Here is a 26,472-nt window from a genome sequence, read left to right as displayed (position 1 = left end):
CCCCCCAAGATCACGGTTGAACAGCAGGAAGGGCCAGCCGCGCCCGAATCCGCGCGGCGGTGTAGGTGGTCATGCCGGTCCGCGACGCGACCTCACGGTCAGCCAAACCGGCACCATGCAGCCACGCGACGACCAGCTCACGAGCTGTGGTGGACACCTCTTCGGCGAGCAGGTCCCCGCGTAGGCATCGGCGGGCGGCTTGGATGTCGGCGTGACTGGCCGACCGGATCACGCGCTCTCGGCCGGCGAGACTGCACCGGCCGAGCGGGATAGCAGATCGCGCAGGGCGACGACGTCCAGCGCGTAGACCGGCTGGAGCTTGCCAACATTGCGCTTGGTGGTGTTGTCACACCGCACATACCGGCCGGTGCCAACGAGAATCCCTAGCCGTATCAGCACGTTCACCGTGGCGCCGCTCATCGACTGCACCCGCACCCAGGTGGGGACCAGTGGGCGCCAGCGGTTGGCGGTGGTCTCGTAGAACGGATCGGCCAGCGCGGAGCTGATGATCGCCTCAGCGATCGCCGCAATGTGCGCGGTGTTGCGCGGGTCGACAACCAGCAGCGCGGTGATATCGCTGAGGGTGCCGCTATAGTCCAGCGGCAGCGTCACCGCCAGCCGGGTGACCTCGTCGGCGATCGCGGCCGGATCGTCCGGAACCAGACGCGCAGCGCCATCCGTTCCGGACGACCGGCCGTGTCTGGCCACCGTCATGGCGTGAGCACCCGGAAACTGCGGATCGGGATGATGTCCTCGCACTCACGCGCGACGTCCGGATGCCGTTCCCGGACCAGCTTCTCGCTCAGGATGATGCGCTCGGAGGACTTGTAGGACACCACGCGGCGGCCATCGAGCGTGCCGTATTCGTTGTCGCCCAACCAGTCTTCGATGATCGCCCGCATGTTCTTGGCGACTTGAGCTGCGCGAGCCTCCTCGGCGCGAGCGGCGAGCAGGGCATCCCAAACGGGTTTCAAGCTGGTCAGATCAACGTCGGTCGGACGGGCTGTGGCAGTTTTCGCGGCTGTGGCGTCGGTGGTCGTGGATGTCATGGGGTGCCGCCTCCTTGACGGCAGACTGGACCGCAGGTGTGCAACGACAGGCAGCGGCGGCCGGTCACCCACATGCGGGTGTCCGGCCCTGGATATGCCTGCCAGCCAGGCCGAGAGCAGAGCCGCGTGTATGCCAAAGAAGTGCGCGCAGGAACGGAACACGGTCACCCCCACTGTTTGCGCTAACAACGCCCCCCGGCGCCGTCGTGTCCACCGTGCAGGAGATCAACATCGTGTGTCAAGTAATTCAAACAAGCTACGCTGGTGTAGGAAGTATTTCCAACGAAAGGAGGGCGTGCCCGTCCAGGCAGAGTCACTACAGTGTCCCTCGCGGACACCCCGCGACCAGGCAACACAACGGTCGCCGGGGGACGACATCGATCGGTCGGTCCCAACACGCGAAGCTACCAGGGGGAAACTGGCCTCGCGGGACAACCCGACCGGTCAACACCACAGGCCGATGCACCGCGAGGGGAATGAATGCCCACCAATCCACCCGCCCGTAAGCACGTCGCCGCGCTTGTTGAGAAGTACGGCGCTGGCCGCAGCGTGCGCCAGATCGAAGCCGACAACAACCTCAAACAAGGCGCGCTATCGCACTACGTCAACCCCAACCATGAGGCGACCACGCTGCGGCTCGACGTCCTGCAACGGTTCGAGAAGGCGCTGGGTGCGCCGTTGGAAGAGGTCAGCGCGGCGTTCGCCCGCGACTACGAGATCCCGCTGAGCGGTCCTCAGCTTGATCCCGACGAAGTCGAACTGCTTGATGACTACCGCGCCGTCCCTCCCGAGTTTCGTGCCTGCCTACGCAAGATGGTCGCGGTAGCGCGAACCGAACTCGCCGACACGCCTACCAAGGATGTGGCCTTGCATAGGCCACGCCGATAAGCCGCCAGCACCTGCACGAGTGGTCCTGTTATGTGTAACGTCTGTCCTGCAAGATCGAAGAGATAGTTGACGGCTGAAGGAAACTCGGCCGCGCCGATCAACCGTTGCGCTCGCCGTGCCGGGGGGCACGCAACACCACGCAGCGCAACCGCACACGCAACCTCCTCACGCGGGGACACGTCATGAGGAGGTCGCAACAGGGAGGAGAGACGTGTCCTTACACCCACCCATAGTCAAGGTCGTCCCCCATCTCGACGCACCTTGGAAGATCATCACTGACAAGCACAGCTACAAGAGTTTGCTTGTCCGACAAGGGACTCCCATCAGTGAGCACCTCGTCAACATGATCAACGACATCTACAACGAGCGACGTCACCGCGATCAGCTGCGCCGACTGATCGAGGCAGACAATCCACGCTGGCAGCCTGCACCACGTCCGCGTGCCGAGCTGGCCGGGCTCGAGCTCGTGGAACTCAAGGAGATGTTCGCAGGACGCTCCTGGTCGGGCATCTATCGGATGACCCGCTACTCCATCCGGCTCGACGGATCACCGCAAGAGAACTAAGCCGGTCTTGACCCGTGCCCGGGACTCCACGACCAATGAGCCGTGGAGCCGCCCGGTCGCGCAATCACTTCAGAGCTTGAGTCCTGCCCACCACGCAGAAACGGCGCCATCTCGTCGTTCAGCCCGCTTACTCTGGCAAGGCAGAGTCCGAGACTTCGGCCGCTTGGAGCCGCGCTGTGCCGACAGGTTCCCAGTGCCAGAGTCGTTCTGGCCCCCATTGGATGACGAGCGTCAGAGCGTCGATACGCACCCGACATTCCTGCACGGTTTTGCCGAGCGCGGCAACAATCGGCGCTGTCGGCTGCTCAGCAGTGCTGTAGCCGACGGTCATGTGCGGAACCCATGAGGGCGAGGGGCCTTCGAATGACCCTGTACGCCCAGTGGCGATCTGCGTCGCTCTCTGGGCTGCCACGAGGATTGGCTGGAGCGTCTCGGCGGGGTGCACGCGCAGCATGATGGCTTCGGGATGGTAAAGGATCTTGTCCAGTGTGACGGGGATGGGAGCTACCTGGCCGAGCAGTTGTCTGGCTTCCGACAGCATGCCAGCCATCTGCTCACGGGTTATTTCGTCTGTCGAGCCCACAACCAGCGTGGTCATGTGGAGCCACTCAGGCGGCGTCAGGTGGAATCCCGTAAAGCTGGCAAGGACTTCCTGTACTTGCATCGCCGCAGCGCGCGCCTCCGGATAGGCGTGTAGCAAGACGTGCCAGTACACCGTGCCGCGGTCTATGGTTGCCCCCGGACGATTCGCCCAGCGATCCCGCATACGGTCAGGGAAGGGGCTCATCTCGCTCCTGTGGACTGATCATCCAGCAGCGCGGACGCGTTGAAGTCACGGATATCCGTTCGAAGTTCGGCGGCGGCCTTGCTGCCTTTGAGCTGCGGCTGGCAGAGTTGCTGGTCGAGTCTGTCCATATACGCGGTGACAGTCGAAACTCGCAGATCAGGAGCCAAGGAGAAAACCGGTCGAACTTGCTCGATCGCCCCGTCGAGCGCCCCCTGGGCCAGACGAGCAATACCAGCACCGACCCTGATCTGCGCCCAGTTGGCCGGCACCACCGGCTCACCCGATGTCCAACCGTCGTCTGCTCTTGCAGCAGCGCGGAGCGCGCCATCAGCGTCGCCGGTATGCATGGCGACTGAGAGCGCGAAGATGGCTTGGCGTCCGGTCGGAAATGACCACGCGGATAGGCCGGAGTCAGCTAGAACTTGCTCAGCTGCTGCATCGGCACGGTTGAGTGCTTCCCGCGCCCTGCTGACATCTCCCAGAAGCGCAGCCGCGTTGGCCTCCTGGCTCGCCAGCTGAATACGGATCGGCGCCATAGGGCTGCACTCGTATCCGAGCCTGGCGATGTCGGCCGATTCGTCCAGGCGTTCGGCCCATCTGAACGTCTTTGCGAGGGCGCTTCGTGCGATTGCCTGACTACTGCCCGCTTCATGGGCGAACAGAAGTGCCGCTCTGCCATACCGCTGCGCCAACTGGTTTCGTTTCAGGTCGTCGAGCAGTAGGCAGACATGCGCCAAGAGGTCCGACTCGATCCGAAAAAGCTCCCGCTGTTGACTTAGGCGCTGCTTGCCGCCGATGAGACTTCGTGCATGGCGATGGAGCTGAAACACCTGCTTCAGGACACGCCGTGCTGGCACCTGCGTATGTGATTCGGCCAGCGACACGGTGGCACGAGCGAGCTGCTCAATGGCTTCGTCAGACGTGTGCGAGTAGAGAATTTCCGTCGTCAGACTGTCGATATCTTCGACCGAAGGCGCAGTTGCGTCGCCAACAAGCGCAGGTATCTGCTGACTCGCACCATCGGGCGCTTCACCAGGCTCGGCCTGCTTGCTCGTGCTGGCGTTCAGAATATCTGTGAATCGTGCCTGTACCTCGTCAGACACCTGGCTGAGTGCGGTATCCATGATCGCTTGGGTCTCGAGCAACAAAGTGATGGTTGCCCCGCGACTTTCCCATTTGGTCACAGCTCGAGCGTCGACACCGAGATGCGCGGCAAAGTTCCGGACGCTCAGCCGCATGGCCTGGCGGAGCGCCTTGGTTTCAGCACCGGTCCAGGTCGCCACGATCGCCACTCTGCATCACGATCCCCTCGGTCGCAAACGCTGCACTGAGCGTAGTACCACGCCAGTTCCGCGCTGGTTCGTTCCCCACGACCGCCGAGTAAACCAAGCTCATGACCAGCACTGAACATGCACGATTCGCGAGGAAGGCGACGATCATGCATCGCGTCGGAGGACAGGGCACGACGAGTGGGGTGCGGCTGTGGCCGTCTCCTTCGACGCAGTCCGCGGCTGGGGACGACGCCTCCCCCGTGGAGTCCTCGGCCGTTCAAAAGGGGAGCGGGCCGTCAACTCCCCGCAATCAGACGGCCCGCTCCCCGCTGTCACCGGCGGCCGAGTTTTACGCGAAAGCACTGGGCTGGCCGGTGATGATCGCGGGCGACGGTGTTGCCGTTGAGTGCGGACGCAGTCTCGACGTCATCGAAATACCAGCGCGGTACGGGCCGCGCGTAAGACAACTACTGCACGAGAAGTCCATGCACGCGCCGATCATCGCTACGTTGGCCGGCGATCAGTTGGAACCGATTACCTGGGCGTTCATCTGTCAGGTGAAACCACCGCATGGCCAGCACGTAGTAGTCACCCAGTTGGCGATGCACGGTGTTGTGCACACTGGCGGGGGGACCTTTCCGTTGCCGCCCAGCGCAACTTGCAACGGTCGCTGGCTCCAATGGATCTACCCGGCGCCCTCGCAAACACCGACCAGGCCACTGCCCCCATGGGCAGTTGTCGCGGCCTGTGCACTCACGGCAACACGCAAACCGAAACGGTTGTAGTCGAGCGCTTGCCACGGCGGATACGCAAGCAGCGCCCTCGGCAGCCGGACGGCGGGCCATACCTCCAGCCCCCGCCGTCCGGCGCGGCTGGTCCGGAAACGCTTCCCCGCAGACCGGACCAGCCGCACCCAAGAGACTGAAGGGATACGGGAGGAGCCCCGGCGCCAGCTGGTGCGCCTTCTGACGTGAAGCACGGTTGTGGCTGAGTGGCATTGGTGGCGCTCTGGGTGGGACGGCCGAGTTCACGCCTGGCAACTCCCTATGGAACAGACCATGTTCCTTCGGGCGAGCTGCGGAGCCGTGACCACGGTCGGACGGATCGTTTGCGACAACTCAGGCCCGATATGCGGGCCATGTTCCGTTGAATCAGAATCAGGGAGGTACAACGTGATTATTGAAAACGACCCGTTGGTGGTCGCCGTGGAGCAGTTGTCGGTGGTGCGCGGGCGGATGGACGCTGTGCACTCGGACGGCGCTCAGGATGCAGGTGGAGACGGTCACGGCGACGCGGGTGGCGACGGCTTGAACATCCCCGAGTCATCCTGACGAGGGAAACTGTCATGGAGCACTATCTTGTCCAATCAATCGAGAAAGCATTGGGCTGGATGGGATCTAACGGGCTTGGTGCGTCTTTTGCCCGCGGCAGCATGCCCGATCCTGACTTGTGCCCTCGGCTGCTGACACCGCATGCGCTGTTGGACGTGATCATGCGGCGCAGCATCGCGCCCCCGCAGTTCCGTTGTTTCCAAGATGGCATCGAGATGCACCCCGATGGCTACCTCACGCAGGTGACCACACGAAGAGGACAAACGCTCCCGGCGGCCAACATGGACCGCCTCGGGCGGCTTCTCGAATCCGGCTGCACAGTGGTCTTGGACGCGTTGGACTCGTTTGACTCCACAATGGAGATTGCTTGCCGTGCGCTGCAGTGGTGGTCACGTGAGGTCGTGCAGGTCAACACCTATTTGACGACCAAGGATGCCCCGGGGTTCTCCCTGCACTGGGACGATCACGACGTGGTGATTGTCCAGCTCGCTGGCGAGAAGTCCTGGGAGGTACGTGGGCGTTCCCGCCCTGTGCCTATGTACCGCGATGCTGAGCACAACCAGGAACCGTGCGAGGAAGTTGTTTGGTCAGGGACAATGCGTGCCGGGGACGTCATGCACATCCCGCGCGGTTTCTGGCATCGGGCCTCTCGTGCGGATCGAGGTGACGGGCATAGCTTGCACGCCACCTTCGGATTCGTGAAGCGCACGGGTGTCGATTGGCTGACGTGGGTGGCTGACCACAGCCGGGAGCGTGAACTGTTCCGTCACGACCTCGATCGCTTCGGTGATGGCGCAGAGAAGGTGGAGCAGGAAGACACTCTGGTGACCAACGTGTCGCAGCTGCTGACTGATTACCCGGTCCAGGAGTTTCTCGTGCGGCGTGAGGCCGAACGGCCACCACCTCGGCACGTGGCGACCCGTGGGGTATTCGGCGAGCCCTCGGCAGTTGTTTGTGTGGCGGACTTTCCGCCACGGATGGAGCGTAACGAGTCGACGGTCGACGTGTACGCCGCCGGGAAGAAGATCACCTTCTCGGCGCGGGCCGAGCCGGCGTTGCGGGTGCTGCTATCCGGACATCCGGTCAACCTGGCGACGTTGACCGATGTGGCCAACGTGACCAATGTGGACGCTGTGGCCCTGGCTGAACCGCTGTTGGAGGAGGGCTTGTGTGCCGAGATGACCGAGGCGTTGTCCTCGGGCTATACCGGTCTCATCCCGACAGGGACCTACTCGAACACGCGCTGAGCCTTGGTGTATGTGGCATTGATACCGCGTACAACTACGGCGGTTTTACCTCCCATCAACAGCTCGCACATGTCGCCTCAGACCTTCTGGGACAGCTCACCCTGTCGACGAAGGTCGGCTTCTTCCCTGGACGTGATCAAGCAGGGAAGGCAGTGCACTCGTTGGAACCTAACCAGTTGCGCGAGGCTGTCGAGCGGTCGGCCGATCAACTCGGTCGGCCTCCAGACGTGGTGTTCCTCCACAACCCAGAGCGATCGCTCAGCGAGCTATCAGAACGCGCAGGCGGCGACTGTATGGTCGCCGCCTGCGCGGTGCTCGCCGATGCGGTGGCAACAGGTTCGTGTGGTCAGTGGGGTATCTCTTCGTGGGACCCGCGCCCGGTTGTGATGGCCGTCGATGCAGCCACAGGTGACATCAAACCAGACGTCCTTCTCCTGCGTGCTGGACTCACTGTCCCTGCTCCGATCCTCGTCGCGAGTGAGGAGCTGAGCCGACGAGTTCGTATCCCACCGGGACACCGGTGGGGGATGAGCCCATTCGGCGGCAGTGCTAGGGACGCTGTGTGGTCCACGGCAAACCTGGACTCGTTCTTGGCGCAGGGACAACAGCCTACCGCCAAACAAGCAGCTTTCCGGCTTGCTTACGAGTTGCCTCCAGTCGCTCGTGTCGCGGTGGGCACAAGCAAAGCGGACCACTTGGCGGAACTCGTAACAGCCACCACCCTTGCGGTAAGAGAAACCTCGATCGAACGCTACCGGCAGCTGATCAGCTAACCCGAAGGTCTGCGACCAGCTTGGTGGCTGCGTCGAGGACAGGTTGGAACAAAGGGCTTTCACGGGCGCTGGAATCGTTAAGGATCTTGCAGGAGTGAAAGAGCGCCATCAGCTTTCCTGATCGCGACTCCAGATCCTTCCGGCGCTCGTGAAAGACCCGCTCGGCCAGCGCAGGGACAGCCAAAGAGGTGACCCACAATGTCGCCGCATCCAGTCCTCGCGGCGCGAGCCCATGGTCCTCCCAGTCCAAGATCCAGCAGTCAGGGCCGGTTATATTGGCCCAGTTGAGATCAGCGTGCGCTGGTACCCATTCCTCATCCGTGATGGTGCTGTCGACCTGGTTCGGAAACGCCTGCTTGATCACCCGATTCACCAGCGCCTGTGTGATCGTCTCCGTGTCAGGGGTGGCTACCCGGGTGGTCCGCTGTCTCATCAGGTTGTCGAGCGACGAATTGAACGTCGTCCACCAGGCGTCTGGCAGGTCAGGGGCTTCGCGCAACGAACCGCGAGACCTGATGGGACTTGCGGTGACGAATTCGACCTCATCCGCGCGCCACATCACTGCGGCATCCTCAACCGTGTCCCGCCAACTCGCGGCCGAATGCCACGCAGGCTTGGCTATCCCGTGCAGCAGTTCGGCCGCTTCCATCCCATTGGCCAGTTGTCCCTGAGCGATGATCTTGGCCAGCGGCCGAACCTCGATCCGAACCCACGTTCCCCGGCTTGTACGCGCCCCGATTGAGCGGCGCTTGTCCACACGGGTCGTAAGGTTTAGCTGCACATCTAAAGCGCTGGACACGCGCTCAATGACACCGGATGCATCGGACTTCCGAAGGTCGAGACGCATACGGGGCAGCGTACCGGCGAGCCCAAGGTGAGTTCTCGCAGGCCAAAGTCTCTAACCTGCGGAAATTCGTCTATGGGTCTTATGTGCTTCAGTGGCAACGGTCCGACGCGGGCAACAATCTTGGGGCGTGTCCACGTAGGGACCGTCAGTGCCGGTCCCTAAGCTGTGCCTGTGACACTTGTAGCCCCCGGCACCCAGAACTATGGCGAGGTGTTCACCCGTCGATGGGTGGTCGAGGTACTGCTCGATTTGACCGGGTACACCGCCGACCGCGATCTTGGTTCGCTGCACCTGGTGGAGCCGTCGTGCGGCTCGGGGGCGTTCCTTGGTCCCGTTGTCGAGCGCCTCATTGGAAGCGCCCAGGCCCACGAACGTGACCTCGCGTCGCTTGGTGATGCGATCCGGGCATACGACCTCCAAACCGAGCATGTGGAGGTGTCCCGCGCGCTCTGCCGTGACCTCCTGATCACAAACGGTGTACCCGTGCCCACCGCAGAAGCGCTGGCTGAGGAGTGGATTAACCACGCCGACTTCCTACTTCCCGAGGTGGACGACAGTGCCGCTGACGTTGTGATCGGGAACCCGCCGTACATCCGTTATGACGACCTCTCGGATGACCTTGCGGCGCGGTACCGCAGCACGTGGCCGACGATGCGCGGCCGGGGTGACATCTTTGTCGGGTTCATCGAACGGTCGCTGCGGCTGCTGAAGCCCGGTGGCAAGGTCGGCTTCATCTGCGCCGACCGATGGATGCGGAACCAGTACGGGGCTGACCTGCGAGAGTTGGTGGCTCGCGACTACGCCGTTGAGCACATCTGGACGATGCATGACGTGGACGCGTTCGAACTATCGGTATCGGCGTACCCAGCGATCACGGTGCTCGGCAACCACACTCAGGCGTCAGCCGTGGTTGCTGACACGACCAGCGAGTTTGGGGCTGCCAGCGCGCTCGCTCTCGCAAAGGCTGTCCAGGACGAGGGCTTCGAGGAGTTCTCCGACGTCGGAGTGAAGGCTCACCGGCTTCCGCACTGGTTCGACGGCGGTGAACTGTGGCCCACTGGCTCTCCGGCACGGCTGGCGCTGATCGAATACCTCAACGACCAGTTCGATCCTCTGCACGACCCGAACACCCAGACGAAGGTCTCCATCGGGATCGCGACCGGCGCGGACAAGGTGTACGTCACCAAGGACCCCACCGTCGTGGAGGCAGACCGTGTTCTCCCCCTAGCAATGCGCCGCGATCTCATGTCCGGCACGTTCGAGTGGCAAGGCAACTACCTGATAAATCCGTGGGCCGATGACGGGTCGCTTGTGTCGCTCGCCGACTACCCCCGGATGGCGGCGTATTTGTCCAACCATCCGGGCCTGCGTGAGCGGTTCGTGGCGAAGAAGGATCCGGCGTCCTGGTACCGCACGATCGACAAGGTGCAGTCCAGCCTCACCGGCAAGCCGAAGCTGCTCCTCCAGGACATGAAGACGACCATCCACCCCGTGTTGGAGACGGGCGGCCACTACCCGCACCACAACTTGTACTACGTCATCTCTGACACCTGGGATATGGAGGTCCTCGGTGGCATCCTGCTGTCCCGGATCGCCCAGGCGTTCATCGAGGCGTACTGCGTGCGAATGCGCGGAGGCACCCTCCGGTTCCAGGCCCAGTACCTCAAGCGCATCCGGGTACCCAAGCCCGACGAGATCGATGCGGACACCGCGGACGCCCTGCGAGTCGCGTTCCGGACCCGTGACACTGACGCAGCAACACAGGCAGCGGCTGCTGCCTACGGCATAGATCTGAAGGAATACGACCTGGTGCCTTCTGGGGGCGGGGAGGACGCGACGTGACGGCGAGCTACGAGGACTACAACGCAGCAGTCAAGGCATTCTGGACGGGCCGTGATCTTCAGACAGAGAAGCAGATTGCGTCAGGGAAGATCGACGCGGGCACTCGCGGGTCGGCGACTGGTGGGAAGCATCTCGAACCCCTGCAAGGGGTGATCGCGGGCGAGTTCGCTCCGCTTACTCGCATCGGCGCCACTGTGAGGCAGAGCGGCGTCCTTCCGCTTCCTGGTTACTACAGGCGCGCGAAGGAATGGGACATCGTGGTGACCTACAACGACATCCTGGTAGCAGCCATCGAGTGCAAGTCCCAAGTTGGCTCGTTCGCTAACAACTTCAACAACCGGACCGAGGAAGCGATCGGTAGCGCGGTTGACCTATGGCGCGCATACGAAGCCGGACTTGTTGGGACGATCAAGCCATGGCTCGGCTTCGTCTTCGTGGTCGAGAATGCTCCCAAATCAACGTCGGTGGTCCGCGACAGAGGCAAGCCGCTGTACCCAACTGACCCAGCCTTCGACAACTCCTCGTACACAACCCGTTATGAACTGCTGTTCCAGCGCCTCGTCCGCGAACGCCTCTACGACGCTGCATGCCTCATCAGCTCCGTCAAGGGCGACGGTATCTACGACGAACCGCAGCCGGAGGTGTCCACACGCAACCTAACAGCAGCGATCGCGGGACGAGTCGCGTACATCGAAGGGCTCGCGTAGGCGGCTTCGGTGGGGCCACTCCACTGGCGTCAGCGCGGGCGCGTTGCGCTTTGACACTAGTGCGTCTTCGTACCGACCGGCTTGATGACCAGCTCAGGCCCCTGAGCAGTGACTTCGGGGTTCTTATGCTGACACGTTAGGTCCACAGTTGAGCATCGCCCTTCGATCGTGGCGTATTGCCTGGTCGGAGGGCTTTCTTGATGCGGTCGATGATCGCGACCCGGTGGACTCGGTGCTCATCTCGGTGCACCGATATGGAGGAATTCGGGAGAACATTCGCCTCCTGATTTCTTGCACTCAAGCGCCGTTGAGTAGCGGGGAGCTGCGGTCGAGTCTTCTTGGTGGTGCGTCGTCGGGTGGTGCGCTGCGCGGGAGCCGTGGGTGCAGTGGTGGGTCGGCGGTTGTCGGTCGGGCGGCGCTTGTGTTGGGCTTGTGGCTGGTGGGCTTGGTGCCAGCGTTGTTCGGGGCTGCGGAGGAGGCGGTTTTCGATTTCGGGTGCGACGTGGCTGTAGACCTCGGCCAGTCGGTTGGCGAGGTGGGTTACCGAGGCGTCGGGCTTGGGCGATTTCGGGAATGTTGTCGGCGATGAGCCACGTCCTGTGGCTGTGGCGTAGGCCGTGGAAGCTCAGTTCCGGCCGGACAGGTGCAGGCCGACTCGGAGGTCGCCATCGACGGCAGGCCGGAACACGCGTCGCTCGAAGGTGCTGCGGCGCAGATGGCGGCCCGGACACACCAGCCGTCTCAGACTTGATACACGTCTGAAGAAGCCTGCGACCAAAGATCGCCAGGATGGGAGCCGGATGCCTCGTCGGGGAGCGAGGTTCTGGGGAAGATCATTTGTGCGAAGAAGAGCCGATCGGGCTATCTTCACCGGCTGCCTTGCCTGCGTTCCGACGTTTCCCAGCGCACTGTTCTCGCCTGTGTCATGCTGCGATCGCAGGCGCGGCGTTACGACAAAGGTTGCATCCGTCAGGGGGATTCAAACATTGGGTGATCCATCCAAGGAATACGCGGTCAACCCGGAAGCGATGCGACATGGCATCGAAATCTGGCTTGACCCGGTGATCAAACGGCTCGGTGAGATCAACACGTCGTTCGAGACAGCACAGGACAACGCGACCAAAGGCGAGTCGATGGCTGAGGGCTGGGTGGCTGGCCAGGGGCACGGCGATGTACGCGAGTCGGCTCGGTCGTTCTTCAACCAAGTCACCGCGTCCCTGGAGTTCCTGCGCATCGACCAGGGCCAGGTCATCAATTCGCTGAACACCTACAAAGACATGATGCTCAAGCACATCGCCTGGGCGGAACGGACCGACGGCGGGCACGCACAGAAGTTCAACAACATCGCCAAAAACATGGGATGGAGCTGACGTGACGCTGCCTCCTGGCCGCCAGCCGATTCCCGCTCCTGGCATCAACGCGGCCACTGACCCCGAGCTGGCCGAATCCGCCGCTGAGCTGAACGCCTGGGTCGACTATCTGTCACACCCGGAGACCAACAACGGTCCGCGCATCTACCGGCCTGTCAAGGCCACGAACGTCTCCGGGCAGACACTGGTCGACGTACCCGTCGCGCACCCGTACGACATGGAGAATGACCCGGACTATCGAGTGGTGTCCGCGTTGGACGGTTTTGCCACGGTGTCCGACGAGTTGTTTCGAGCGGCGCAGGGCGTCTCTGGTGTCAACGAGGTGATGATCAATGAGGCGTACGCGGCGCTTACCCAGGGGTGCTTCACTTTCCCGCCACCGGCAGGCCACTCGGCGGCGCCCGCACCGACGGACCGCGGTCCGTCATCCGGCCCGGTCCGCGATCCCGGGATGTACGCCGAGCTGAGCCAGGTCCGGACGGACTGGATGGCGATGCGCCACGACTGGGTCGGGTGGGAGTTCCTGGACGCGCAGTTGTTCGAGGACGACCTGATTCGTTTTCAGGTGTATCTGGAGAACGGGTTTCTTCGTGTCGCCGAGGCCCTGGTGAAGTATCGAGCGATTCACCAGCAGGCCGGCAAGGACATCGCCAAGCAGATGGACGGGGTCACTGAGCGGTTCAGCAAGTACCAGCAGTCGGCCGATTTCAGCATCGACCTGAAGTCGTTGATTCTCACCGGCATCGTCGAGGTCGGGTGCGCGATCCTCAGTGGCGGGCTGTCCGCCGCGTTCAAGGTCAAGAGCCTAGGCGAGGCGGCCATCCAGGTGATCGGTGACGGCGGGAAGACCGCCAAGTACGAAGATCACCAGATTGACGACAACCCGCTTATCTTCGACACCGTCAAGCAGTACGTGGCGGCGGTGAATCAGATCGAAAGCCGGGCGGCACGGGCGATCAAAGAGCTGTGGTTGGACCTCCATACGCGGCTCGCTGAACTGGAGAATGGTCGTCGATACACCAACCTGAACACGGGGGTGTCCTCGGACTCGGCGCCTCAGTTCATGGACTACGCGAAAAACTGGCGGATATGAAACTTCGCAACGTAAGCGCACTGGCCGCAGCGATCGGGTTGCTTGCGGCATGTAGCCCGTCACCCGCGCCGAGCCCGCCGACCGCCACGACCAGCGCCAACACCACGACGACGTCGAGCGTTCCCGCGCCGCTGGCCCCGTTCGCGGCGGCTCCATGCACCCTTCTCACTGACGCACAGCGCACTGCCCTGGGCAACAATGGCTTCGTAGTCCGCCCTGGCAAGGTCAAGACCAGCGCCCAAGTACCGGCCTGCGAGTTCGGCGACCTGAATCATCGGGAAACCGGAACCTTGTGGGTCACCGCCTTCGTCGTGACGGACTCGGGGTTGGCGAAGCTGGCCACCGATCACACCCAGGGTTTCTCCCCCGAGTACTGGAAGCCGGACACGCTGGCGGGCCACCCGGTGATCTACTACACCCGCCAGAGTTCCCCGGAGTTCTGCGACGTCGCGATCGGTATCACGGACACCACCTATGTCGGGGTCGACGTGATCCAGTTCAACCTGATGGCGCCGCGGGAACAGGGCTCGTGCAAGGCGGCAACAGCGGTCGCGGAGCAGATGCTGGCCACGATCACCGGTGGGAAGTAGACGCCGCGCGCTCACAGTCACCGCGTGGACACGAGCATTGCCCAGTCGCAGTTGGGATCCCGGGTCTTTCCAAATTGTATCCGTTGCTGTGGACCAAATCTGGTATTGAGAACGAGCGTGGCGGGCGGTGGGCTTCAGAGACGTTGGTGCGTTTCTCACGCTGCTATACGTGGAGAAATCTGGAGAGTCCATAGGACCTGAACTGCATGCAACTGCTCTCAATTGCAACGAACGGATCCGTGTTTTCCTGCGGATTCTGAAAAGATACTGGTCAGCGCTCTTATCCGAACACTGGCAGTGTGGGGGTCAGGGGTTCGAATCCCCTCAGCTCCACTCCCTTATGAAACCCGTCTGAACTGGCTGTTGCTGCTGGTCAGGCGGATCTTCTGCATTCTGCGGTTGATCTCCTCTTGATCGTGTGGTGGTGACCCTGTTTGTGGTTCTGGAGCAGTCTGCTCCAGGTCGGTGGCCGTTGTGTGGGTTGGTGGTGTGTCCCTCATGCCGTTGGTGTGGGGTTAGCGCATTGTGGTCATGCCGCGAGTGGTCCGGAGAGCGGGTGAGGTGCCGGCTGGGGTGCTGGACCTGATGGTTCATGGGGTGATTGCGCCGGGAAGCAGGTTGAGACTCGTTACTGTCGACGACGAAGGGGCTCGGGTTGTGAGCGCGGTTGTCTTCGTCGTTGATCCGCAGAAGGTCGCACAACGACCCGCCCACGTTCGGACGCAGGAGCGCACGACCAAGCCGAACGAGCTGCTCGCGGACAACGCCCTGTTCGAACAGTTCATCGCGGACCTCGTCAGCCTGCGTGCCAGCCTGGTCACCAATCCACCACGAGTGGCTTCTGCGGCGCGTACGTCCGGTCGCTCCTCTTCCGAAACTGCTGGAGAAGCCGAGACCTGGCGTTCCTACGTGGACAGATGTAGTGGCCGTCTCGGACTGCCGTTGGTCAATTTCGCATTGGGACGCCACCTCGACGGGGAAGCAAGTGCTCCCGACTCCACGGCTGTGTGGTCGGAGAATCTCTCTGGCAACGACGAGGAACCCGGTCTCGAGGACGACACTGCCGAGGAACTTGTAGATCAGCCTGCGGACCACCCCGAGAACGACCAACTTCAGGAAGATCCCGGACGCCCGGACACCGCCGCGGTACGACGGCTTCGTCGGTGGGCGAAGGAACTTGTCGAAGTCGTCGGCGGTCTTGGTCCCATCGAGTGGCTGCTCGCCACCCGCCTGCTGCTCACGATCGTGGCCATCGGAGCCTGGCGATCCCATGAGCTCGAATGGTTTCCCAACCTCGCGAAGACGCTTACCACACTGGGGCGAAGTGACGATCCGCCGGCTGAGGTCGAACCGCAGACGGGGAGCCTGGTCGCCGTCGGCTTGGCTTTGTTGCGGATGCATGCGCCGCGGCACGAGCAGACTGATGAAGCGCTGCGGTACCGGGAGTCAGCCGAGTCGGTCGCACACCTCTTGCCTGCCGCAGAGCTGGAGTTGGTAGCCGAGTACTCGGCCGGACTGACGACGCGATTCGGAGGACTGGTTGACACCGAATCCGTTCTGGTGCTTGCCGATGAGATCGTGCAGGCCGATCCGGTGGCGGACGCGCTACGGGCTCTTCACGAGCAAGGTCGGGAAGCACATGTGGACAGTCCACACCTTCTGCACGTGACCGGTAATCCCAGCAATCCGGCCATTGCGGCCCTCGATGCCATTGCGGCTGTGGTCAGCGACAACACCGTCGGAGCGTGGGCCAGCAACAGCAAGGGATGCTGGACTCTGTTGGTGTGGCGCAAGCCAGACGTCTACCGAGTAGAGCGGGACAAGAGTGGACTGGTGTTGTGGCGGCAGTACCGCCTCGATCGACGCCTCTCTCTGGCGGCGCTCGCCCGTGCTCGTGACTTCAACCTCGCGCAGAAAGTACCTCGTCGTGCACTGGTACAACCAATCCCCGACGCCGTAGAACTGATTCGTATGCTGGGGCTCGATCCGACAACGCCACCCGTCTGTCCGGTGGCGTGAGCTCCAGCACCGTGACACGCATTGCTGAGCTGGGTACGGGAGTACATCGCTTCGGCTGATCCTCTGGAGTCCCTATCAACGATGTCGTCCCCGCCCGAGATCCGCAATGAGGACTTGGTGCGATCACGGGTATGAGTGAACGCACACTGCACCTTCTTTAGTGTCCAAACGGGATTATTGCGACAGGGCAGAAGGGGTTTGGCTGAATTCAAGATCGATGCTGTGCACTCCGTGCTCTGTACTGGTTATCGTGGCTCGCCATTCGACAGACCCTGCTGAAGCTCGGCTGTAGGACACGTGACCCAATGGCTGGTTCGAGTCATTGCTGTTATGTTCGTTTACGGGGGTCGGGGAAGCCGAGGCTGAGGTAGCCTGGGGCGCGCTTGGAAAGGGAGGAAGCGAGTACGCCGGTGGCGGTGTCGTGGTAGTCGTGTACTTCGGCGGTGGTCTTTCCTGGATAGGGGCGGAGGATTCGTCCGACGTATTGCACGAGGCGCCCTTTGAAGGCGACTGGGGCGGCGAGGAAGAGTGTGTCCAGGGCTGGGCAGTCGAATCCTTCGCCGACGAAAGGCCCGGTGGCCACCACCAATAGCGGTGGTCCGTCTGTTGACGGTCTCAGGCGGGACAGGGCGTCGCGTCTGGCCTTCGCGGGCATGCCGCCGCGGAGGACAATGGGATCGAGCCCGCGTTGCTGAAGTTCTTCGGTGAATCGCTCGACGTGGGCTGTCCACTGGGTGAGTACCAGGCAGTGCCTTCCTTGTTGTAGCGCAGCGGTCACGTCGGCGATCACTTGGTGGACACGGGCGTCGTTGGCGACGAGGTCACGGTAGATGGCGGCCATCCCACCGGGGATCGATGGATCGGCGTCGCCTGTGTAGCGGTAATCGGTGTCGTGCACGTGTAGCACGGGTGCCGGTCGTGGTGTTGCTTCTGGGTGATCGAGGTTGAGCTGTGGTGCGTGGTCGTTGTGAGTGTCTTGTGTGGAGCTCTTGATGGTGTGCCGGATTGGGCCGAGTTGGAGTGCGATGAGGTCGTCGAGTTTGTCGCGTCGGTAGGGTGTTGCGGTCAGGCCGAGCCATCGGCGTGCTGGGATCTGTTTGACGGCGTGTTCGAATGCCGCTGCGGGAATATGGTGGCATTCGTCGGCGACCACCAGTCCGTAGCCGTTGGTGAGTGATTCGATGTCGTCCTTGCGGGCCAGGGTTTGCAGCATCGCGACGTCGACGATGCCGCGGGTTTTTGTCCGGCCGCCTCCGAGTTGGCCTGCTTTGATTCCGAGTAGCTCGCTGATTTGCGTGCGCCATTGGTCGGCGAGGGCCTTGCGGTCGACGAGTATGAGTGTCGACGTCGCGTGCTCCGCGATCAATGCGCAGGCGATCACTGTTTTGCCTGCCCCGGGTGGAGCTACGAGTACGCCGAGGTCGTGACCGCGGAGGGCGTCTGTGGCGTCCTGTTGCGTGCGGGTCAGTGTGGCCGTGAACGTGAATTCCTGGGGTGTGCCGGATGTCCGTTTGTCGGTGACCTCGAGGTGGCTGCCTGCTTGTTCGACCAGTGAGGCGACTGTGTCTGCTAGGCCGCGTGGCAGGATGAGGGCGCCATCGACTGTTTCGTCGTAGCTACGCAAGAAACGTGGGGTGTCCCAGGTCGACATGCGCAGGCGTTGGCGCTCGTAGAATGCCGGGTTTGACATCGACGCGGCGTGTTTCAACGTGGCGTGCAGGGCCGGGGTCAGCTCGCTGGATTCGACGCGGATCCCCGCCGCTACGTGGGAACGCACCACTGGGTGCGGCGTGGCCTGGATCTTGGTTGATACCGGTTTGTCGAGTCGTTCGACATTGGCGCCTACGGCAATCTGTCCTGCGCGGCGTGCTGTCCGGTTGACTTCGCGTGGGCTCATCCTGCCGAGCGTGGACAGGAAGGCCCATTGATCGTCGTATGGTTCCATTGTGGACAGATTGAGGAACACGGTTACCCCACCCCGTCGGGCTTTGCCATGTAGCGGTGCAGCGATCAGGTTTCCCATCCCGCCTGACGGCAGCACATCCTGCGACGGAAACAGCCGGTCGTAGCTGGCTAGGTCCATGTGCCCGCGGATAGCCATCGCTTCCCGCAGCAACGCGGTGCCGAGACGACGAGCAGCCTCGGCGGGCACTGGTGCCGTGAAGAACACCCACGCGTGTGCGCCGACCCCTGAGCGCGAGACTTCCAACGCGGCCGGAACCGACCATGTTCTCGCGGCTTTCAGGAAGGCCAGTGCGTCGAGCATGGCCATTTGTCCATCGAAGTCGGCAGCCAGCCAACTACATAGATCGCCATCGAGCAGCGGATACAATCCGATGTGTGTTTCACCGGACAAGTGGGCTCGGAGAACCTCCCTGGTGAGTGGCAAGTAGTCGCGCTGTTCGTGCCGGGTGCCTTTGCGCCACCCACCACGTACGGCCGGCAGCCAACCGGCCTTACCGGTACGTGCGTTTTCCCAGCGAACGGCGTAAATGTCGGTGCGGGCAGCGAACAATGCCCTGAAGAAGTCGACTTTCGCCTCGGGTGGTGACTGCCGGTCGATCGGGCCGGGTGGGGCATCGAAGAAACCCGTCTGGGTTGGGCCGGGTGGTGCCGCCTGCTTTGGTGTCAACTCCAGGAGGCGCAACAACCGTGCGTTTTCCGTCTGCAGGCGCGCGGTCAGTGCACGAAGGCTGGCCACTTCCTCGGCAAGTCCTGCCGCGTCCGTCAGTCGAAGATCGTTGTCCACATTTCACACCGTAGAACGTGATGCGGCCAAAGCACCTGTTGGTCCGCGAACGACCGCGGGATTTACGATTGTTCCGTGCAGACGCGACGTCACAGGATGCGGAAGCAACAGCGCCGTGAGTCGGCACGAGCGTGGATCCAGTCTGGTGCGAACGTCACTGTGAAGGCCTACAGCAGGCGTTACGGCGTTGACAGGTACACGGCTTATGACGATCTGACTCCATCGGCTTTCCCCTTGGGCAATCAGCGGAGCAGTGGGCGCGGCGACCGGTACCGGTCGCGCCAAGCGACACAGATGAGCGGGTTGAAATCGGCGACGGCATGTTGGACGACATGTGGACTGTGATGGACGGACGGAAGTTCTTTGTCGTGGGCTACACGCCAGGTGGTGTGCCGTACGGGGTGTACGAGGATGAGATTGAGGAGTGACGGGGCCGACGAGCGGGGTCGGTGTCGCCGATCAGTCCGGCCGTCTAGGGAAGGTCCGGGTCGGGGTGTTCGGTGAGGTACTGGCTGGCCGCGTCGTTCTCGATGAGCGAGTTGTCGGCCAGCCACTCGACCGCGCGGCGGCGGGCTCGGGAGTCGCGGAACGCGTACCAGGCCGGCAGTAGGTTCGGGAATTCCTCGTGTAGCTCGTCTTTGAATCGGCGGAAGGCGCCTCTTCTTCCCTCGATCGCGCGCGTGAGTCGTCGCCTGGCGCGCTCGTCGTCGACGAGTTCGGCGAAGTCGGCCATGTCCTGGTACCAGATGTACGACGGGAGCGGGTCAATGGGGAGTTCGTCCAGTTCGTCGAGGTCGACGAGTGTCTCGCCGTCGATGCCGGTGTCCGAGGACCAGAACGCGACTTCTCCGGTGTCCGGGTTGATCAGCCATCGGTGTTCGTAGTCGGTCTGGTCCGACAGCGCGAACGCGATCTCGTCCAGATCGAGTTGGTACAGATCCAGCACGTGAACGACGGTAGTCCCTGGCGGAGCCCAGGTCACATGGTTGGTCCTGACCATGGCGTTGAGCCGGGTCGCCGGTAGGGAACAGGTTGGTCTGGGTGGCACTGTCGGTGCGTGACTTCTGGCCCAGGCGCGGATGGCGGCGCCGGGATCGCTGGTGTCCAGTGCTTGCGCGCGTTCGGCGTCGCCCTGTCCGATCAGTTGTTCCAATGCCGCCTTGCGTGGCGCTTTGTGGCTCCACCGCAGAGCCGCGTCCACCACTATCGTGCCTGTTCCGGAGCCAGTTCGTTCGCGGCGTGTACCGCTCCCGTTACCACGGCCGCGCCGTCTCGGACCGGCAGCGCACGCGCACGGGCCAGCACGTCCGCTGGCGTGGCGCGGTCGCGTATGAGGACGTGTTGGGCGGCCCAGGTCCGTAACGGCGGCCACACATGGCGTTCGACGGTCACCGGTGTGCCCAGGTCGGCATCGATCTTCCGCTGTCGCCGCCGGGCGTTGAGGTCGAACTAGGCGATCGGCAGCACCCCATTGGTGGGGGGACGAGGCGTCGAGCGGTGAGTTACAGAGCTTCGGGCGTTTCTCACACTGCTGTACGTGGAGAAAACTTGGAGAGTTCAAAGGGGTCTGAACTGTACTCAACTACTCTCAATTTCAGCGAATAGAATCGTGTTTTTCTGCGGATTCTGTAAAGCTACTGGTCAGCGGTCTTACCCGAACGACGCTGGCAGTGTGGGGGTCAGGGGTTCGAATCCCCTCAGCTCCACTCCCTTTTAGAACCCGTCTGAACTGGCTGTTGATGCTGGTCAGGCGGGTTCTTTGTGTTTTGTGGATGATCTTCTCTTGATCGTGTTGTGGTGGCCCTGTTTGTGGTTCTGGAGCAGTCTGCTCCAGGTCGGTGGCCGTTGTGTGGGTTGGTGGGGTGTCCGTTGGTGTGGGGGTCAGCGCGTTGTGGTCATGCCGCGAGTGGTCCGGAGAGGCGTCGGTTTGCGGGTTCTGACGGGGCCGGATGGGCCCGGACATTGAGGGTGGCGGTGTGCCAGCGGTGTTGGAGGTCGTTGAGGAGTCGGAGTTCGACTTCGGTGGCGACGTGGGAGTAGACCTCGGTGACGCGGTTGGTGAGGTGGTGGCCGAGGCGTCGTGCTTGGGCGATTTCGGGTGCCCCGCCGGCGATGAGCCAGGTTTTGTGGCTGTGCCGTAGTCCGTGGAAGGTCAGTCCCGGTCTGATGGGGACGGTCCGGATACGTCTGTGTGGCATGGTTTCGTTGCCGTTGACCGCGGGTTGGCGGACGCGGCGGATGAAGGTGCTGCGCCACAACCATTTTCCGGTCTTGGTTGTGAAGATGAACTCGTTGTCGTGCCGCTGGAGATGCTGGCGGAGCAATCCGATGAGGAATGGCGGCAGGGTGATGACCCGGGCGGAGGACGCGGTTTTGGGTGCGCCGAGCCAGCGGCTGTGGGCGCTTTCGTGCAGAGTGCCGGTGCGTAGGTCGATGGTGACCGCGGCGAACAGGACGGGCCGGCCGCCGATCATCGCCCACTTGGCCGCGCTGGGCTCGAACAGCCCGCGCAGGAAACCTCGCCACCCGGCACCGCACCGGTGATCGGCTCAGGCAGCGAGAAGACCACACCGCCACCGTCACCCACGTGGATCGCGTCGTCGGTCAGCATCCGCACCAGTGAGTCGGTCCTGCCGCTGAGTGCCGCGGCGACGAACTCCTCGACGATCTTGCGGGCCGCGGTCGCGTCGACCTGCACCCGGCGCCGGTCGGTGGCCAGGTGTTGCTTGGCGCGCCGGTAGACCTGCTGGCAGTTGGCCTCGGTGAGCTCAAGCACCTCGGCGATCTCGCTGTGCGAGTAACCGAACGCCTCGCGCAGCACGTATGCGACGCGTTCTTTGGCCGAGAGCCGCTCCATCAGCGTGAGCATCGCGATCGAGACCGATTCACGCTGCTCGACGGTGTCGGACGGACCGAGCATCCGGTCCCCGGCGAAGACCGGCTCGGGCAGCCACTGGCCCACGTAGGTCTCCCGCCTGGCCCGCGTCGAGGTGAGCTGGTTGAGGCAGATGTTGGTGAGCACCTTCGTCAGCCATGCCTCGGGCGTCTCGATGAGCTCCCGGTCGGCGGACTGCCAGCGCAGGAACGTGTCCTGCACCACGTCCTCGGCATCGTTCGCCGACCCCAACAGGCGGTACGCGATTGCCTCCAACCGCGCCCTGGACCCCTCGAACACCGCGACCGCGTGTGCACCCACCAGCATGGTCCGAAGTTAACCATCCGCGCCGGTGAGGCTGATCGAATTGTTTCTGATGGTGGCGCGGGGGCGCAGCGGATACTGGTTCTCTTTGGGGGTTTCGGAGACGCCGCCAGGGGCGATTTGCGCCCCCGACGTCCAGTCGCGACGATGTCCAAACGGGCAAGTCTGGCTAGGCAAACGGGCACTTCGAGTCGTTTGCCGGTCTCTCCTGGCACGCCGTGGCCGCGGCTGCCGATAGAGTTCCGGTCCTCACAAGTGGAATTGTTCACCTTTGACGTTCCGCAGTGCTCGACAATGGTGTGAACAAAGCTGAATGTCTTGAGAAATCGACAATGGACTGCACGTTTCCGTCGATAATAAATGGAGTTCGCTTGCTGTTCAGAGACGGGGAAGTACGCGCCGGCTACGCAGATTTCGTGGACCGTCAGATCGCTGCCGTCCGCCGTGCCCACGCCGGCGAAGAGGATCTTCCCGCCTTACACGCGGACAAACTCATTCGAACGCTTGTCGCCGCTGCGGATTCCCGGCAGTTCGGGAGTGTGCTCGCCGGTTGGCGCGACGAGGAGACTGTCGTGCGGGCGCGAGCGGACGAGCCGGAAGCCTTTGTCGAGAAGATGTTGGCCGAGCTCGCTGTCCTCAGCCGGGCGGAGTTCCGGTCCGACTCACGTGCGGTGTTCACCCGCCCGATGGGTGAGTTCCTGCACTACTACGAATCCTCGGGAACCACTGGCGACCCGGTAGCCGCGCCCAGGGCAGTGGACGACCTCGCCGTGAACACGATCAACATCGGCGAGATGTGGGGGCGGGTGCTCACCCCGACGGACTCCGCACTGATCCTGATCAACGGCCCCTTCGCGCCGGCCGGGTACCAGTTCGAAAAGGTGATGGAGTACCTGGGCGTGCTCTCGGTTCGCTTATGGGTCGACAACGTCACCGGCGACTACACCCGCATCCTGCGGCTGGTGCGTGAACTCTCGATCAGCACATATGTGGGTTCTCCTTCGCGTCTGCTGGAGATGCTGCATTTCGCGTACCGGCACGGAGAGCCCTTGCCCCGATTCCGCCGGCTGCTGCTCATGGCAGAGCAGGCCGGCCCGTCGCTGCTGCGGCATTTGGAGCGGCTGACCGGAGCGAAAGCCTTCGTTGGCAGCTTTGGCTCGTCGGAGACGGGCACGACGGCGGCCACCTGTGAGCAGGGCAGGTTGCACCTCCAGGTGCAGAGCTACCTGTTCGAGCTGGCCGACTCCCGGGGGATCCGGCCGCTCGACGGCGGTCAGGACGACGGCGAACTGGTGGTCACCTGTCTCGACCTGCGCGCACGTCCCCTGCTGCGCTACCAGACCGGTGACCTGGTCGAGGTGAGCGGAACCCCCTGCCCGTGCGGGATGGCGCTTCCGGTGGTGCGGACGCTGGGGCGCGCACACGACGTCATGCGCCTCGGCGGCGACGGCGTCCGCCAGGAGGACGTGGAATCGGTGTTGTGGGCCGAAAACAGGTCCGACGTGGGGGACTTCACCGTCCTGAACTACATGCTCGTACTTCGTGGCCCCGATGTCGTATGCCTGCTCACCACCGATCGCGAACCGGAGGCGCCCGGCCTCGACGCGGTACGACGGCGTCTGGCCACCCTGTTCGACGGCCACAACCTTTCCGTACGAACAGTCCCGTCGCTGCCGCCACTGGCTTCCCTCGGTTCGTACCTCGGCTGGAAACTCTCACGACTGGTCGATCTGGACGACCCCGCGATGACCGACCGGCTTCCTCCGCCCATCGCGGAGGTCGTCCGCGTTTCGCTCGCCGAGATCGAAGCCACCACCGGTTTGCGCCCCGCGTCCCACCTGACAGAAGGAGTCCGATGAGCTCTCCCGATCCCGAACCCGCCATGACGGATGCGGAGAAAGCCCAGTTCGTCCTCGGCGTCTACTTCCGGACTCAGGCGGCGATCGAGAAGTACCTCGGCGCCGACGGGCTGCCCGCGTGGACCGACAGGGTGGCCACCATCAACTCCTCGGCCATGCTCAAACGCATCGAAGACCCGGCCGACCGCGCGCGTGATCTGCTGACCGGGCTGGCCACCATGCTCGACGTCTACGGCTCCGACACGGTCCGGACCGACGAGCCGCACAGCACGTCACTCGCCGTCCGCCGCTGCGGCATTTATGACTATCGCGAGCGCGCGCAGGCACAGGGAGTCGAGCTGACCCTGCGGCGCCCGTGTGAATACTGCGTCGATCTGCATCACCGGACGGCGGACAAGCTCGGCGTCGCGGTCGAGCACGAGTTGGGCGAGCGCAGCTGCCACTGGACCGTGCAGGTGCCCGAAGCCGAACCCGGGAAGGACCTCCCGTGACCGCGGCCGACACCCTGCCGCTGCCGTACCGGCGTGCAGCGGGATGCCCATTCGACCCGGATCCCGAATTCGCCGAGCTCCGCACTACGCGGCCGGTGTCCCGGGTGTCGATCAACGGCGGCGACGAGGTCTGGCTCATCACCCGGTTCGACGACGCACGCCAAGTGCTCGGCGACGCCCGGTTCAGCAGTGAGCTGACTCCGCTGGGGATCGTGCTGCCGAAGCCGGAGGACCGGACGTTGGCCGACGAGCTGCGATCGCAGCAGCCGGGGACGTTCATCGAGTGCGACCCGCCGGAGCACACCCGGCTCCGGCACATGATCGCGGGCGAGTTCACCGAACAGCGCATCCGCGCCCTGCGGCCGAGATTCACCGAAATCGTCGAGGAGCGGCTCGACGCGATGGCCGCCGCCGGACCGCCGGTCGACCTGGTCGACTTGTTCGCCCTCCCCGTGCCCTCGATGCTCATCTGCGAACTGCTTGGCCTTGACGCGGACGGCTTCGACTTCGCCGCCCTCACCAAGATCATGACCGACGTCATGTCCAGCCTCGAGACCCTGATCCCGGCTCGGGACGCCCTGCGCGCCGGGATGCGCGCTCATGTGGCGGCAACCAGGGCCGACCCCGGCGACAACCTGCTGGGGAGAGTGATTCGGCGGTATGGCGCGAAGGTGACCGACGAAGAGCTCGTGGGGATCGGCAACCTGCTGCTGGTCGCCGGCCACGAGACCACTGCCAACATGCTCGGTATCGGCACGTTGGCCCTGCTGCGCAACCCGGTGCAGCTCGCACGACTCCGCGATGATCCGGCGATCGTTCAGTCCGCAGTGGACGAACTGGTCCGGTACGTGTGTATCCCGCACCACGGTGAGATACGCACGGCCACCGCCGACGTGCTGGTGAACGGGACGCTGATCCGCCGTGGCGAGCAGGTGCTCGTGTCGCTGCCTTCGGCGAACCGCGACCCGGACAGGTTCGTCCGGCCGGACGAGCTGGACTTCGACCGGCCGCCACGGACCCACCTCGCCTATGGATACGGCATCCATCACTGCGTGGGCCTGCCTCTTGCCAGGATGGAGATGCACGTGGCGTTTCCCGCCCTGCTGAAGAGGTTCCCGTCGCTGAAGCTGGCGATCGGCTTCGACGAGGTGTCCTACCGCCGGTCCAACGTGACCTATGGCGTCCATTCGCTGCCGGTCACCTGGTAGCGCGCTCACGATGACAGGAGCAACAGTGCCGAACATCGCGAAGGTATTGGCGAGGGTCGTGGTGGACGACCTGGACAAGGCCATACCGCTCTACCAAGCGCTTTCCGGCGCCGAGCAGGTGCAGAAGTTCGGTCACGGGCCTGTGAAACTGGCCAGTGTCGGCCCTTTCCTGTTGCTGGAGGCGGAGGGTGCTGAGGGCTACACCAATCGGGCCGCGACCATCCTCGTGTTCGATGTCGCACCTGTTGTCCGGGAGATCGAGCTGGCCGGCGGGGAGATCATCGAAGGGCCGTCGGCCGGACCCAACGGGGAACGGCTGGTGGCCAGGCATCCGGACGGTTCCGTCTTCGAATACATCCAGCTGCGATGACGCGGGTGGCGGAGCCGGGCCGTCGGCTTCGACGTGTCGAACGTCGGCACATCGTTCGACAGGATGTTCGGGACATGAACCTGCTGGCTGGCCGAGGCTGACAGATCCGTGCCCGCGACAGCGTCTGGTGCTGTGGGAGACAGGATCGCTGCGACACTTACGCACGCCACCGGTCGAAGGGGCTGCCACGCTCACCTCTTTTCCTTGGGGCAGAACT

At 63.4% G+C, this 26,472-nt stretch carries 25 protein-coding genes and 1 tRNA gene; 16 read left to right on the top strand and 10 right to left on the bottom strand.

Annotation, left to right across the window (positions count from 1 at the left end; genetic code table 11):
* Nucleotides 1-10: 10 nt before the first annotated feature.
* The 3 genes from JOF56_RS04170 to JOF56_RS04160 are packed head-to-tail and all read right to left on the bottom strand — an operon-like array spanning nucleotide 11 to nucleotide 1,049.
* Nucleotides 11-232 carry a hypothetical protein gene (locus tag JOF56_RS04170; RefSeq protein WP_209634643.1) on the bottom strand — a complete coding sequence of 74 codons (222 nt, stop codon included), beginning with the start codon at nucleotides 230-232 and terminating at the stop codon, nucleotides 11-13.
* A complete protein-coding gene (locus tag JOF56_RS04165; RefSeq protein ID WP_209634641.1) occupies nucleotides 229-714 on the bottom strand; it encodes a hypothetical protein in 486 nt (161 codons plus the stop codon). The genes JOF56_RS04170 and JOF56_RS04165 overlap by 4 nt, the downstream gene beginning before the upstream one ends.
* Nucleotides 711-1,049, bottom strand: coding sequence for a hypothetical protein (locus JOF56_RS04160; RefSeq protein WP_209634638.1), 339 nt, complete (start codon nucleotides 1,047-1,049; stop codon nucleotides 711-713). Before JOF56_RS04160 ends, JOF56_RS04165 begins: the two co-directional genes overlap by 4 nt.
* 480 nt (nucleotides 1,050-1,529) lie before the next feature.
* Here JOF56_RS04160 and JOF56_RS04155 point away from each other — a divergent pair, with 480 nt between their 5' ends.
* A complete protein-coding gene (locus tag JOF56_RS04155; RefSeq protein WP_209634635.1) occupies nucleotides 1,530-1,937 on the top strand; it encodes a hypothetical protein in 408 nt (135 codons plus the stop codon).
* Between the two features lie 211 nt (nucleotides 1,938-2,148).
* Entirely contained in the window at nucleotides 2,149-2,502 is a 354-nt protein-coding gene (locus JOF56_RS04150) for a hypothetical protein (RefSeq protein WP_209634632.1), read from the top strand.
* A 127-nt stretch (nucleotides 2,503-2,629) separates the two neighbouring features.
* On the opposite strand, the gene JOF56_RS04145 is transcribed toward JOF56_RS04150, so the two are convergent.
* Together JOF56_RS04145 and JOF56_RS04140 are read right to left on the bottom strand one after the other, a co-directional pair.
* The gene (locus JOF56_RS04145) at nucleotides 2,630-3,268 is read right to left on the bottom strand and encodes a 2'-5' RNA ligase family protein (protein ID WP_209634629.1); all 639 of its coding nucleotides are present in this window, start codon (nucleotides 3,266-3,268) and stop codon (nucleotides 2,630-2,632) included.
* 17 nt (nucleotides 3,269-3,285) lie between these two features.
* Nucleotides 3,286-4,572: a helix-turn-helix domain-containing protein gene (locus tag JOF56_RS04140; RefSeq protein WP_209634626.1), complete on the bottom strand. Its 1,287-nt coding sequence runs from the start codon at nucleotides 4,570-4,572 to the stop codon at nucleotides 3,286-3,288.
* A 1,160-nt stretch (nucleotides 4,573-5,732) separates the two neighbouring features.
* On the opposite strand from JOF56_RS04140, the gene JOF56_RS04135 reads away from it, so the two are divergent.
* The 3 genes from JOF56_RS04135 to JOF56_RS60655 are packed head-to-tail and all read left to right on the top strand — an operon-like array spanning nucleotide 5,733 to nucleotide 7,911.
* Nucleotides 5,733-5,891: a hypothetical protein gene (locus tag JOF56_RS04135; protein WP_209649129.1), complete on the top strand. Its 159-nt coding sequence runs from the start codon at nucleotides 5,733-5,735 to the stop codon at nucleotides 5,889-5,891.
* 14 nt (nucleotides 5,892-5,905) lie between these two features.
* The gene (locus tag JOF56_RS04130; protein ID WP_209634623.1) at nucleotides 5,906-7,138 is read left to right on the top strand and encodes a JmjC domain-containing protein; all 1,233 of its coding nucleotides are present in this window, start codon (nucleotides 5,906-5,908) and stop codon (nucleotides 7,136-7,138) included.
* Nucleotides 7,060-7,911: an aldo/keto reductase gene (locus JOF56_RS60655; RefSeq protein WP_209634621.1), complete on the top strand. Its 852-nt coding sequence runs from the start codon at nucleotides 7,060-7,062 to the stop codon at nucleotides 7,909-7,911. The genes JOF56_RS04130 and JOF56_RS60655 overlap by 79 nt, the downstream gene beginning before the upstream one ends.
* On the opposite strand, the gene JOF56_RS04120 is transcribed toward JOF56_RS60655, so the two are convergent.
* Nucleotides 7,904-8,758: a phosphotransferase gene (locus JOF56_RS04120; RefSeq protein WP_209634619.1), complete on the bottom strand. Its 855-nt coding sequence runs from the start codon at nucleotides 8,756-8,758 to the stop codon at nucleotides 7,904-7,906. The genes JOF56_RS60655 and JOF56_RS04120 overlap by 8 nt on opposite strands.
* A gap of 171 nt (nucleotides 8,759-8,929) precedes the next feature.
* On the opposite strand from JOF56_RS04120, the gene JOF56_RS04115 reads away from it, so the two are divergent.
* From JOF56_RS04115 to JOF56_RS04090, 6 genes are all read left to right on the top strand, one after another.
* Nucleotides 8,930-10,600 (top strand): Eco57I restriction-modification methylase domain-containing protein, encoded by a 1,671-nt coding sequence (locus tag JOF56_RS04115; protein WP_209634616.1) that lies wholly within the window; start codon nucleotides 8,930-8,932, stop codon nucleotides 10,598-10,600.
* The gene (locus JOF56_RS04110) at nucleotides 10,597-11,307 is read left to right on the top strand and encodes a PaeR7I family type II restriction endonuclease (protein ID WP_209634613.1); all 711 of its coding nucleotides are present in this window, start codon (nucleotides 10,597-10,599) and stop codon (nucleotides 11,305-11,307) included. The genes JOF56_RS04115 and JOF56_RS04110 overlap by 4 nt, the downstream gene beginning before the upstream one ends.
* Nucleotides 11,308-12,146: 839 nt before the next feature.
* Nucleotides 12,147-12,677, top strand: a complete 531-nt coding sequence (locus tag JOF56_RS04105; protein WP_209634611.1) for a hypothetical protein — start codon at nucleotides 12,147-12,149, stop codon at nucleotides 12,675-12,677.
* A 1-nt stretch (nucleotide 12,678) separates the two neighbouring features.
* Nucleotides 12,679-13,770, top strand: a complete 1,092-nt coding sequence (locus JOF56_RS04100) for a hypothetical protein (RefSeq protein ID WP_209634608.1) — start codon at nucleotides 12,679-12,681, stop codon at nucleotides 13,768-13,770.
* On the top strand, nucleotides 13,767-14,360 hold the full coding sequence (locus JOF56_RS04095) for a DUF3558 family protein (RefSeq protein WP_209634606.1): 594 nt from the start codon (nucleotides 13,767-13,769) through the stop codon (nucleotides 14,358-14,360). The genes JOF56_RS04100 and JOF56_RS04095 overlap by 4 nt, the downstream gene beginning before the upstream one ends.
* A gap of 657 nt (nucleotides 14,361-15,017) precedes the next feature.
* Nucleotides 15,018-16,379 carry a hypothetical protein gene (locus JOF56_RS04090; protein ID WP_209634603.1) on the top strand — a complete coding sequence of 454 codons (1,362 nt, stop codon included), beginning with the start codon at nucleotides 15,018-15,020 and terminating at the stop codon, nucleotides 16,377-16,379.
* Nucleotides 16,380-16,707: 328 nt separating this feature from the next.
* Here the strand turns inward: JOF56_RS04090 and JOF56_RS59975 are convergent, their stop codons facing one another.
* Both JOF56_RS59975 and JOF56_RS04080 read right to left on the bottom strand, forming a co-directional pair.
* Nucleotides 16,708-19,128 carry a DEAD/DEAH box helicase gene (locus JOF56_RS59975; protein WP_209634602.1) on the bottom strand — a complete coding sequence of 807 codons (2,421 nt, stop codon included), beginning with the start codon at nucleotides 19,126-19,128 and terminating at the stop codon, nucleotides 16,708-16,710.
* 472 nt (nucleotides 19,129-19,600) lie between these two features.
* Nucleotides 19,601-20,074 carry a UPF0158 family protein gene (locus tag JOF56_RS04080; RefSeq protein WP_209634599.1) on the bottom strand — a complete coding sequence of 158 codons (474 nt, stop codon included), beginning with the start codon at nucleotides 20,072-20,074 and terminating at the stop codon, nucleotides 19,601-19,603.
* Nucleotides 20,075-20,749: 675 nt separating this feature from the next.
* Between JOF56_RS04080 and JOF56_RS04075 the strand changes: the two genes are divergently transcribed.
* A tRNA-Ala gene (locus JOF56_RS04075) sits at nucleotides 20,750-20,834 on the top strand.
* Between the two features lie 189 nt (nucleotides 20,835-21,023).
* Here the strand turns inward: JOF56_RS04075 and JOF56_RS57635 are convergent.
* Together JOF56_RS57635 and JOF56_RS04070 are read right to left on the bottom strand one after the other, a co-directional pair.
* Nucleotides 21,024-21,602: a tyrosine-type recombinase/integrase gene (locus JOF56_RS57635; RefSeq protein ID WP_245378139.1), complete on the bottom strand. Its 579-nt coding sequence runs from the start codon at nucleotides 21,600-21,602 to the stop codon at nucleotides 21,024-21,026.
* Nucleotides 21,599-22,330, bottom strand: coding sequence for a sigma-70 family RNA polymerase sigma factor (locus JOF56_RS04070; RefSeq protein WP_245378138.1), 732 nt, complete (start codon nucleotides 22,328-22,330; stop codon nucleotides 21,599-21,601). The genes JOF56_RS57635 and JOF56_RS04070 overlap by 4 nt, the downstream gene beginning before the upstream one ends.
* Before the next feature lie 368 nt (nucleotides 22,331-22,698).
* On the opposite strand from JOF56_RS04070, the gene JOF56_RS04065 reads away from it, so the two are divergent.
* The 4 genes from JOF56_RS04065 to JOF56_RS04050 are packed head-to-tail and all read left to right on the top strand — an operon-like array spanning nucleotide 22,699 to nucleotide 26,255.
* Nucleotides 22,699-24,186: a phenylacetate--CoA ligase family protein gene (locus JOF56_RS04065; protein ID WP_209634596.1), complete on the top strand. Its 1,488-nt coding sequence runs from the start codon at nucleotides 22,699-22,701 to the stop codon at nucleotides 24,184-24,186.
* Entirely contained in the window at nucleotides 24,183-24,677 is a 495-nt protein-coding gene (locus tag JOF56_RS04060; protein WP_209634593.1) for a hypothetical protein, read from the top strand. The genes JOF56_RS04065 and JOF56_RS04060 overlap by 4 nt, the downstream gene beginning before the upstream one ends.
* Complete coding sequence (locus JOF56_RS59970) at nucleotides 24,674-25,885, top strand: cytochrome P450 (RefSeq protein WP_209634590.1); 1,212 nt, start codon at nucleotides 24,674-24,676, stop codon at nucleotides 25,883-25,885. Before JOF56_RS04060 ends, JOF56_RS59970 begins: the two co-directional genes overlap by 4 nt.
* A 25-nt stretch (nucleotides 25,886-25,910) precedes the next feature.
* A complete protein-coding gene (locus JOF56_RS04050; RefSeq protein ID WP_209634587.1) occupies nucleotides 25,911-26,255 on the top strand; it encodes a VOC family protein in 345 nt (114 codons plus the stop codon).
* Nucleotides 26,256-26,472 lie beyond the last annotated feature (217 nt).

The organism is Kibdelosporangium banguiense, assembly GCF_017876405.1.
GTDB classification, from domain to species: Bacteria; Actinomycetota; Actinomycetes; order Mycobacteriales; family Pseudonocardiaceae; genus Kibdelosporangium; species Kibdelosporangium banguiense.
The sequence above is the reverse complement of the archived record's forward strand: the minus strand, read 5'-3'. Positions and strand labels throughout refer to the sequence as shown.